A 9471-nucleotide genomic window follows, 5' to 3' on the forward strand; every position below is an offset into this window, starting at 1 on the left:
TGGAGACGGATAAAATGAGCATGCACAGTTCTACCTTGCTGTTGTTTGGGGCCACGGGCGACCTTTCACGGCGAATGCTGCTGCCGTCCTTATATGCGCTGCATGCCGATGGCCTGATTAATCCTGACCTACGTATTTTCGGCACTGCGCGTAGCACACTTACCGATGATGGCTTCCGCGATATGGCACGCGCGGCATTGTGCGAATTTCTGCCCGATGATCGCAAGGCCGAGGGCCTGATTGACGCGTTTCTGCAAAGGCTTTCTTATGTCGCGCTGGACGCCTCCGATCCGCAAGGCTTTTCTGCATTGGCGGACAAGATTGGGGACATATCGGGCGGATTGTCGATTTTCCTGTCCACCGCGCCATCTTTGTTTGAGCCAACGATCAAGGGCCTGCACAATGCCGGTCTTTCTGGTGAAAATGTCCGCATTGGCTTGGAAAAGCCATTGGGCAATGATTTGGCGTCATCGCAGCATATCAATGACGCGGTAAACGCGGTTTTCCCGGAAACACGCACGTTCCGCATCGACCATTATCTGGGCAAAGAAACGGTCCAGAACCTGATGGCGCTTCGTTTTGCGAACATGCTGTTTGAACCGCTGTGGAATGCCAATGCCATTGAGCATGTGCAGATTACCGTGAGCGAGACCGTGGGGCTCGAGGGGCGGGCCGGATTTTATGACGATACCGGCGCGCTGCGGGACATGGTGCAAAACCATATGCTGCAATTGCTGGCGCTGACGGCAATGGAACCACCGGCAAGTCTGGATGCGACGGCCATACGCGATGAAAAGGTAAAGGTCCTGCGCGCGCTGCGTCCGGTGGTCGAAGGTGACGTCGTGACCGGGCAATATAATGACGGCGCGGTCAACGGCGAAGCGGTCAAAGGCTATGACGCGGATCTCGGCAAGCCATCTGACACCGAAACCTTTGTCGCAATTAAAGCCTATGTCGACAATTGGCGGTGGCAGGGCGTGCCATTTTTCCTGCGCACCGGGAAACGTTTGCCCGAACGCCGCAGCGAAATCGTGATCCAGTTCAAACCCGTCCCCCACAATGTGTTCAAGGACCGTGGCGGTCGGCTGGAGGCAAATACGCTGGTTATCCGGTTACAGCCGGAGGAATATGTCCGGCTGTTGGTGATGGCGAAAGAACCCGGGCTGGATCGCGGCGGGGTCACCTTGCGCGAAGTGCCGCTTGATCTGTCGCTTACCGCTGCCTTTGCCGGATCGCGGCGGCGGATCGCCTATGAACGTCTGCTTCTCGACCTCATAGAAGGCGACCAGACGCTATTTGTGCGCCGTGATGAGGTTGAGGCCCAGTGGAAGTGGATCGATGCCATACGGGCGCTGTGGGACGCGACAGCGTTGAAGCCAAAGGGCTATGGTGCCGGCAGCTGGGGCCCGAACGCCGCGATTGCACTCACCGAACGTGATGGAGTGAGCTGGCATGAGTAAAATGCACCCAACCGTTGAAGCCGTCACCGCGCGGATCATCGAACGGTCAAAGCCCGGGCGTCAGGCCTATCTCGACCTGATCGCCAAACAACGTGACTCAGGCGTAAACCGGCCCACATTAAGCTGCGGCAATCTGGCGCATGGCTTTGCCGCGAGCGGTGAGGATAAGCCTGCCATTCGCGGTGGCAAAGCGATGAACATCGGCATTGTCAGTGCCTATAACGACATGCTGTCGGCGCATCAGCCATATGGCCGCTACCCCGAGCAGATGAAAATATTCGCGCGCGAAGTAGGCGCCACAGCGCAGGTCGCAGGCGCAGTGCCTGCGATGTGCGATGGCGTGACGCAGGGTCAGGACTCGATGGAGCTGTCATTGTTCAGCCGCGATGTCATTGCCATGGCAACCGCGGTTGGCCTGAGCCATGGGATGTTTGAGAGCGTCGCGATGTTGGGCATTTGTGACAAGATCGTCCCGGGCCTGCTGATCGGCGCGTTGCGCTTTGGCCATTTGCCGACCATCCTCGTGCCCGCAGGCCCAATGCCGTCGGGCCTTGCCAACAAAGAAAAACAGCGTGTCCGTCAGCTATATGCAGAGGGCAAGGTTGGCCGCGCCGAATTGCTGGAGGCGGAATCGGCTTCCTATCATAGCGCTGGTACATGTACGTTTTACGGCACCGCCAATTCCAACCAGATGATGATGGAGGTCATGGGGCTGCATATCCCCGGCGCCGCGTTCATCAACCCGGGGAACAAGCTGCGCACCGAATTGACACGTGCTGCTGTGCACCGCTTGAGCGAAATTGGCTGGGATGGTGACGATTACCGGCCCCTGGGCCTGTGCGTCGACGAAAAAGCAATCGTCAACGCTTGCGTTGGTTTGCTGGCAACAGGCGGATCGACGAACCATGCGCTGCACATTCCGGCAATTGCGCGCGCCGCCGGCATCGTCATCGATTGGGAAGATTTGGATCAGCTGTCCGCAGTGGTGCCGTTAATCGCCCGCGTGTATCCCAATGGCTCGGGCGATGTGAACCATTTCCACGCCGCAGGCGGAATAGGCTATGTCATCCGCGAATTGATAGACGCCGGGCTTCTTCACCGCGATATCATGACGGTCGCGGGACAGGATTTGGCCGATTATGGACGTGAGCCCATGTTGGAAGCGGACAAGCTTGTGTGGCGCGACGCGCCTGCGGTGACCGCCGATGACACAATGCTGCGTCCGCCGTCCGCGCCGTTCAGCCCCGATGGTGGCATGCGTTTGGTGACGGGTAATTTGGGCCGTGCGACGTTCAAGACCAGCGCGGTTGATCCGGCACGTTGGACCATCGAAGCACCGGTGCGCGTATTTCATGAACAAAATGATGTTCTGGCGGCCTTTAAGGCGGGTGAGCTTGATCGCGATGTCATTGTCGTCGTCCGTTTTCAGGGGCCTGCCGCCAACGGCATGCCTGAACTGCACAAGCTGACGCCGCCATTGGGTGTGTTGCAGGATAAGGGCTTTAAAGTCGCGCTCGTGACCGACGGGCGTATGTCGGGCGCATCGGGCAAAGTGCCCGCGGCGATCCACTTAAGTCCCGAAGCTGCACGTGGCGGAGCAATCGCGAAGCTTCAGGATGGCGACGTTGTGCGCCTGTGCGCAACTAGCGGCACTTTGTCCGTGCTGGTTGATGACAGCGAATGGGCCGGTCGCGCACCCGCCCCGATGCCTGTGGCGCAACTGGGAACTGGACGCGAGCTGTTTGCACTGATGCGTGCCACGGCCGATGAAGCGGAAAAGGGCGGGTCAGCCATGCTCGCGGCGGCAGGGCTATGACCGCGATTGTCGCCGTCGATATCGGCGGTACCCACGCGCGCTTTGCCCTTGCTGAAGTGGATGCGGGCAAGGTCATCAACCTTGGCGAGGCGGTTACGCTGAAGACAGCAGAGCATGCCAGTTTCCAAACCGCATGGCAGGAATTCCAACGGATGAACGGAGCGCCGCTTCCGCGCGCAACCGCTATCGCTATTGCGGGGCCGGTCGATGCGGACGTGATTAAGCTCACCAACAATCCTTGGATCATCCGCCGGTCGATGGTGTGTGAAAAGCTGAATGTCGATAGCTTCGTGATCGTCAATGATTTCGGCGCTGTGGGCCATGCGGTTGCGCAAGCGGGGCCAGAACATTTCCACCATTTGACGGGACCTGATCAGGCGTTTGCGCCCGAAGGCACGCTGAGCATCATTGGCCCGGGAACCGGTCTTGGCGTCGCACATGTTGCGCGCACCGGCGGCGCCTATCATGTGCAGGCCACTGAAGGCGGGCATATCGATTTTGCTCCGCTCGATGCCATTGAAGATGCCGTGTTGGCGCGCTTGCGCAAACGCTACCGCAGGGTGTCGATTGAACGGGTGGTGTCCGGTCCGGGGCTGGTTGATCTGTACGAAACGCTCGCCGCCATCGAAGGCCGCGCCGTTCAGCAATATGATGACAAGACGCTCTGGCAAATGGGCATGTCTGGTGAGGATAGCCTTGCCGCGGCGGCTGTTGACCGTTTTTGCCTGTCGCTGGGCAGCGTTGCCGGTGACATCACGCTGGCTCAGGGCGGCTTTGCAGGGGTCGTCATCGCAGGCGGCCTAGGGCTGCGTATCAAGGATAGCTTAGTGCGTTCAGGCTTTGCCGAACGTTTCCGCGCCAAAGGTCGCTTTGAAGGATTAATGGCCTCCATCCCCGTTAAACTCATCACCCATCCGCAGCCCGGCCTTTTCGGGGCAGCGGCGGCCTATGCCCAGCAATATATTGAGAAAGAATAGCCAATGTCGCCCGTTGAAAAAATCATGCGCACTGCGCCCGTTATCCCCGTTTTGGTGATTGAAGATGCGGCGCATGCACGCGCGATTGCTGAGGCATTGGTTGCGGGTGGTTTGCCAGTGTTAGAGGTCACGTTGCGCACAGCCGCGGCATTGGACGCCATTGCCGAAATGAAGAAGGTGCCGGGCGCAATTGTGGGTGCAGGCACGGTTGTTGATGTGGCAGGCCTGGACAGCGCAATCGCGGCGGGGGCGGAGTTTATCGTTTCGCCTGGCCTGACCGACAATTTAGGTAAAGCCGCCATCGCCAAGAATATTCCGTTCCTGCCCGGCGTCGCGAGCGCGGGCGATATCATGCGCGGACTTGATCTGGGCCTCACGCATTTCAAATTCTTCCCGGCGGAAGCAAATGGCGGTCTTCCTGCGCTGAAATCGCTTATCGGCCCCTTTGGTCAGTGCAAATTCTGCCCGACCGGCGGTATCAAACAGGAAACCGCGGCAGACTGGCTCGCGGTTCCCGAAATTTTATGTGTTGGTGGAAGCTGGCTTGTTGGTAAAGGCGTTCCTGATGTTGCCGCGATAGAATCTGCAGCGCGGGCAGCATCGGCATTAAGCAACTAACGGAGACGCAAGGCACATGGCCGAAGAAATTGAATGGTGGGACTTTGACGCAGCAGAAGATTTGATCGACGCTGTTGTCGGCGACGTCAGCTTCATCATCGAAAGCGCACTTGATGCCCGCGGCCAAGCGTTGGTTGCGTTCCCCGGCGGTTCGACACCAAAGCCGATTTTGGAAAAGCTGGCACAAGCCAATATCCGCTGGAAAAATGTTACAATCATTCCGACCGACGACCGGTTGGTTCCGGTCGACAATGCGCTGTCGAATGTGGCGATGATTGCGAAGATATTCATTCCAAAAGGCGCGCGTGTGTTGCCGATTACCAGCGATGCCGCGGATTATAAATTAGCCGGAGGGGCCGCAAATGCCCGGCTGGCGGACTTGCATTGGCCACCTGATCTTGTCTGGCTGGGTATGGGCACGGATGGGCATACCGCGTCGATATTCCCGGGACCTGATCTCGAAACCGCTCTCGAAGGCGGCAAAGAGGTGCGCGCCGTCGGTGTTGCGCCAGACCCGCTCCCGCCCGAAGCTCCGGTCAACCGGGTCACGTTGACAGCATCTGCAATCGCTGCGGGGCGTACGGCGATATTGGTAATCAATGGTGCCCAGAAGCGTACCGTGCTTGAGTCAGCGATTGAGCAGGGAAGTAAGTCAGCTTATCCCGTTGGCCGCGTGCTCGACAAGATTACTGTCCCTGTCGACATTTATTGCCTGGATGATTGATTTAAACGCGGCGTAGCTTAGCAGGCGCGGGCGGCGTCGTGTTTAGCTTTTGCAGATAGAGGGGAAGCTCGCGCACGCCGGCATTGGCGGGCTTGCGCGCGTCTTTCGGATTGATTGGGCGGTCAAACGCAATGCCCATGCGGCCGTCGGTTACCCATGCAATGTGACCGCTGACCCAACCGATGCTGTGCAGCTTTATCTCCACCCGTTCACCGCGCGGAGCGTTTGTTGGGATTTCGGCCATCAGCCCGCCAGCTGATACGTTGCGAATGCGCACTTCGTGCTCATCTTTTGTGCTTGAAAAACGAAGAACTGCCTTCAGAAAAAGGCTGTCGCGATCCATGCCCCGCTTTGCGATGGACATATTATCTTCGCCAAATGAGTCATTCATAATGCAGCACCAAGCACAGAATTGGGAATAATTTAGGCTTGGACAATGCCAGCTAAGTGTAGCCAAAAGGTTAATTCACGGATCAACCCGTTGGATTTCACATGATTACATCAATAATGATAATTGAACGTCGCGGTGTTAGTCGTCGCGCGAAACGCGTTCCTGCCGCTCGTGCCGTTCCTGCGCCTCAAGCGTCATTGTCGCGATGGGACGGGCGCGCAGTCGGGCAAGTGAAATGGGCTCGCCTGTTACCTGACAATATCCATATTCGCCTTCGGTGATGCGGCGAAGTGCGGATTCGATTTTGGAGATCAGTTTGCGCTGACGGTCGCGGGTTCGTAATTCGATACCCCAATCCGTTTCGCTGGATGCGCGGTCGTTCAGATCAGGTTCGCGCATAGGGCCATCCTGAAGCTGATTCAGCGTACCCTGGGCTTCCGCCAAGATACTGTTTTTCCAGTCAATCAACTGTTTTTCAAAATATTTCAGCTGACGATCGTTCATGAAAGGCTCGTCGTCGCTGGGGATATATGAAGGGTCAATATCGTAACCGGAACTGCTCAATTCTCCGGTACTCTTTTGAGGCTCGGCGCTTGCGCCCATGTTAGATTCTCCACCTCTGGCGGGCCCCGCAAAACCAAGGTTGCCGCGTCCAAATCCACTCTCGACGGCGCTATAGACTCACGCCAAAACCGGCACAAGCAGCAAATGTCACAGAAAGTCATAGAATGCATAAAAGCTGTGGAAACGGCGTGGCGTGATAGAAACCGCCGATCCAAACAGCTCCAGTTCGGGGCGCTTTACAAGTTGCGCGCTGAAATTGTGCAGTTTTCACGCTGCCCTTTTTCATTGCGAAACCGATGCGCGAACGGCATAGCCAGCCACCATGCATGACCTAAAATATATCCGCGAAAATCCGCAAGCCTTTGACGCCGCCCTTATCCGCAGGGGTGCTGCGCCCGTTGCTGCATCGGTTCTGGCGCTGGATGAAAATCGCCGCGCTTTGTTGACTGAAATGCAAAATGCGCAAGCACGCCGCAATGAAGCGTCCAAAGCAATCGGCGCTGCCATGGGCAAGGGCGATATAGCGAGCGCAGAGGCGCTGAAAGCCGAAGTTGCCGCATTGAAGGACACCTTGCCGGCATTGGAAGAACAGGAACGCGCTGCAGGCGAAGAATTGGATACACTGCTCGCCGGATTACCCAATTTGCCTGCTGACGACACACCCGACGGCGGAGACGAGACAGAAAATGTTGAAATAGCACGGTGGGGAACCCCGCGCAGTTTTGAATTTGAACCCCGCGATCATGCCGATTTGGGGCCGGTGCTTGGTCTCGATTTCGAAACGGGCGTTGCGATTTCAGGCGCACGCTTTACCTTCATGCGCGGACAAATGGCGCGGCTTAATCGCGCGCTTGGTCAGTTCATGCTGGATTACCAGACCGGACAGCGCGGTTACACAGAATGCGCCACGCCCTATCTGGTGCGTCAGGAATCGCTGTTTGGTACCGGACAGCTTCCAAAATTTGCCGAAGACAATTTTCAGACGACCGATGGCCGCTGGCTGATCCCAACCGCCGAAGTATCGCTGACCAACAGCGTGCGCGAGCAGATTTTGGACGAAAGCGTGCTGCCGATCCGTATGACCGCGTTAACGCCCTGTTTCCGTTCCGAAGCAGGCGCGGCGGGCCGCGATACGAAAGGCCTGATCCGCCAACACCAGTTTGAAAAGGTAGAACTGGTCTCCATCGTTCGCCCCGAAGACAGCGTTGCTGAACATGAACGTATGGTCGAAAGTGCCGAGGGTATTTTGCAAGCGCTTGAACTTCCGTATCGCAAGATGCTGCTGTGCACGGGTGACATGGGTGCCAGCGCGCGCAAGACCTATGATCTTGAGGTTTGGTTGCCGGGACAGGGGCTGTACCGTGAAATTTCGAGCTGCTCGAACTGCGGTGACTGGCAGGCGCGCCGTATGAACACGCGCTACCGCCCTGCGGAAAGCAAAGGTAATGTGTTTGTGCACACGTTGAACGGTTCTGGCTTGGCCGTTGGCCGTACGCTGGTTGCCGTCCTTGAAAATCATCAGCAAGCCGACGGCAGCGTGACCGTTCCAGCCGCGCTGCTGCCATATATGGGCGGCCTGACGAAGCTGGAGATTGCGGCCTGATGCGCATTTTATTGACCAATGATGATGGTGTAAATGCGCCGGGCCTTAAGGTGTTGGAGGCGATTGCCCGAACCCTGAGCGATGACATCTGGATTGTCGCACCGGCGGAGGAAAATTCAGGGGCAGGCCATTCGCTGACGCTCACTAAGCCTGTGCGAATCCGCCAACATGGCGAAAAACATTACTCGGTTGCGGGAACGCCGACGGATTCTGTCATGCTCGGCATTGGTGTGATCATGAAAGATGCCAAGCCCGACCTGATTTTGTCCGGCGTCAACCGTGGTGCTAACCTTGGCGATGATATCACTTATTCGGGCACGGTCGCTGCGGCGATGGAAGGGGCGTTGGCGGGGATCCGTTCCATTGCGCTGAGCCAAGTATATAGCAAAGAAGGCATGGCGGATGCCGTACCCTTTTCAGCCGCCGAAGCATGGGGCGAGCGGGTGCTGCGTCCGTTATTGGACACGCCGCATACGCCGCGCACGTTAACCAACATCAATTTCCCGTCGCTGCTGCCGCAGGATGTTAAAGGCATCAAAGTCGCGCGGCAGGGGTTCCATGACTATAGCCGCGGTTCAATCGTCAAGGGCACGGATCCGCGTGGTTATGACTATTATTGGTTTGGGCTTCATGGAATGGTGCACACGCCCGGCCATGATACCGACCTTGAGGTGATTGAGGATGGCTATATCGCCGTGACCCCGCTGCAGCTTGACCTCACCCATAGCGAGTCCCTCGCCAATCTGCGGAGCGCTTACAGCGGATAAGGGAAAGCCGTTTGCCGCAGCGTGCCAGTTAAGTTGCGTTCGAGGTCATTGTTCATCCCACTGAAATTCGGCCACATGCCCGGCCTTCGCAACCAACCAAATGGATTGAAACGCGGCAATGCGCGTGCGTACGCCCTCAATGGATTGGGGCGTCAGCGCAGGCATTGCTACAAATGAAGCCTCGCAGGCGGTTTTGGCAATCGAGATAAAGGTTTCGGCATCTGCCGGGGCACCCCATGCGTCGGATTCGAAACATTCCACCAAGCGTTCTGCCTGAAGCAACTGCACAATATGTTCGTTGGGCGTTTGGGCCCGTGACGCGCTGGCGTGGCCCGCTTGTTTTGCAATTTCCTGAATATCTTCGGGGCTATGTCCTTTTGCCACCATTCCCCAAAATGCCATTGGCAAGTTCAACTCGGTTTCGACGAAATAATGGATCGCATCATGCGGCGTGACGCCTTTTTTCGGGAAGGTTGCGGTCTCCGTCGAGCCATCATCCCGAACAATAGCGAGAAAATCGCGATCCGTGCCTTTGGTAATTTTTATGATCA

Annotated in this window: 10 protein-coding genes; 7 read left to right on the forward strand and 3 right to left on the reverse strand. The window is 57.2% G+C overall.

Features of this window, described 5'->3' with window-relative positions; translation table 11 throughout:
• The first annotated feature begins 14 nt into the window (after positions 1 to 14).
• Genes zwf through pgl form a run of 5 tightly spaced genes read left to right on the forward strand, consistent with a single transcriptional unit; the run spans position 15 to position 5595 of the window.
• A complete protein-coding gene (zwf, locus tag ACIQ5B_RS03510; RefSeq protein WP_397597816.1) occupies positions 15 to 1460 on the forward strand; it encodes a glucose-6-phosphate dehydrogenase in 1446 nt (481 codons plus the stop codon).
• Entirely contained in the window at positions 1453 to 3276 is a 1824-nt protein-coding gene (gene edd / locus ACIQ5B_RS03515; protein WP_397597817.1) for a phosphogluconate dehydratase, read from the forward strand. The genes zwf and edd overlap by 8 nt, the downstream gene beginning before the upstream one ends.
• On the forward strand, positions 3273 to 4253 hold the full coding sequence (glk, locus tag ACIQ5B_RS03520) for a glucokinase (RefSeq protein ID WP_397597818.1): 981 nt from the start codon (positions 3273 to 3275) through the stop codon (positions 4251 to 4253). The genes edd and glk overlap by 4 nt, the downstream gene beginning before the upstream one ends.
• A gap of 3 nt (positions 4254 to 4256) precedes the next feature.
• Complete coding sequence (gene eda, locus ACIQ5B_RS03525) at positions 4257 to 4871, forward strand: bifunctional 4-hydroxy-2-oxoglutarate aldolase/2-dehydro-3-deoxy-phosphogluconate aldolase (protein ID WP_397597819.1); 615 nt, start codon at positions 4257 to 4259, stop codon at positions 4869 to 4871.
• A gap of 16 nt (positions 4872 to 4887) precedes the next feature.
• Positions 4888 to 5595, forward strand: coding sequence for a 6-phosphogluconolactonase (pgl, locus tag ACIQ5B_RS03530; RefSeq protein ID WP_397597820.1), 708 nt, complete (start codon positions 4888 to 4890; stop codon positions 5593 to 5595).
• Between the two features lies 1 nt (position 5596).
• Here pgl and ACIQ5B_RS03535 read toward each other — a convergent pair whose 3' ends face one another.
• Complete coding sequence (locus tag ACIQ5B_RS03535) at positions 5597 to 5986, reverse strand: PilZ domain-containing protein (protein WP_397597821.1); 390 nt, start codon at positions 5984 to 5986, stop codon at positions 5597 to 5599.
• Positions 5987 to 6124: 138 nt separating this feature from the next.
• Complete coding sequence (dksA, locus tag ACIQ5B_RS03540) at positions 6125 to 6490, reverse strand: RNA polymerase-binding protein DksA (protein ID WP_397597822.1); 366 nt, start codon at positions 6488 to 6490, stop codon at positions 6125 to 6127.
• A gap of 382 nt (positions 6491 to 6872) precedes the next feature.
• On the opposite strand from dksA, the gene serS reads away from it, so the two are divergent.
• Together serS and surE are read left to right on the forward strand one after the other, a co-directional pair.
• Complete coding sequence (serS, locus tag ACIQ5B_RS03545; RefSeq protein WP_397597823.1) at positions 6873 to 8153, forward strand: serine--tRNA ligase; 1281 nt, start codon at positions 6873 to 6875, stop codon at positions 8151 to 8153.
• Positions 8153 to 8920 (forward strand): 5'/3'-nucleotidase SurE, encoded by a 768-nt coding sequence (gene surE, locus ACIQ5B_RS03550; protein WP_397597824.1) that lies wholly within the window; start codon positions 8153 to 8155, stop codon positions 8918 to 8920. The genes serS and surE overlap by 1 nt, the downstream gene beginning before the upstream one ends.
• A gap of 45 nt (positions 8921 to 8965) precedes the next feature.
• On the opposite strand, the gene ACIQ5B_RS03555 is transcribed toward surE, so the two are convergent.
• The coding region (locus tag ACIQ5B_RS03555; protein WP_397597825.1) for a hypothetical protein at positions 8966 to 9471 on the reverse strand (506 nt) is incomplete at its 5' end.

Origin of the sequence: Sphingorhabdus sp., from assembly GCF_044374345.1 — a bacterium.
Classification (GTDB): Bacteria; Pseudomonadota; Alphaproteobacteria; order Sphingomonadales; family Sphingomonadaceae; genus Sphingorhabdus_B.

What these genes read in the sequence shown, in the direction of transcription:
- zwf (WP_397597816.1), top strand. Translation starts at nt 15, where the DNA reads ATGAGCATGCACAGTTCTACCTTGCTGTTGTTTGGGGCCACGGGCGAC.
- edd (WP_397597817.1), top strand. Translation starts at nt 1,453, where the DNA reads ATGAGTAAAATGCACCCAACCGTTGAAGCCGTCACCGCGCGGATCATC.
- glk (WP_397597818.1), top strand. Translation starts at nt 3,273, where the DNA reads ATGACCGCGATTGTCGCCGTCGATATCGGCGGTACCCACGCGCGCTTT.
- eda (WP_397597819.1), top strand. Translation starts at nt 4,257, where the DNA reads ATGTCGCCCGTTGAAAAAATCATGCGCACTGCGCCCGTTATCCCCGTT.
- pgl (WP_397597820.1), top strand. Translation starts at nt 4,888, where the DNA reads ATGGCCGAAGAAATTGAATGGTGGGACTTTGACGCAGCAGAAGATTTG.
- ACIQ5B_RS03535 (WP_397597821.1), bottom strand. Translation starts at nt 5,986, where the DNA reads ATGAATGACTCATTTGGCGAAGATAATATGTCCATCGCAAAGCGGGGC.
- dksA (WP_397597822.1), bottom strand. Translation starts at nt 6,490, where the DNA reads ATGAACGATCGTCAGCTGAAATATTTTGAAAAACAGTTGATTGACTGG.
- serS (WP_397597823.1), top strand. Translation starts at nt 6,873, where the DNA reads ATGCATGACCTAAAATATATCCGCGAAAATCCGCAAGCCTTTGACGCC.
- surE (WP_397597824.1), top strand. Translation starts at nt 8,153, where the DNA reads ATGCGCATTTTATTGACCAATGATGATGGTGTAAATGCGCCGGGCCTT.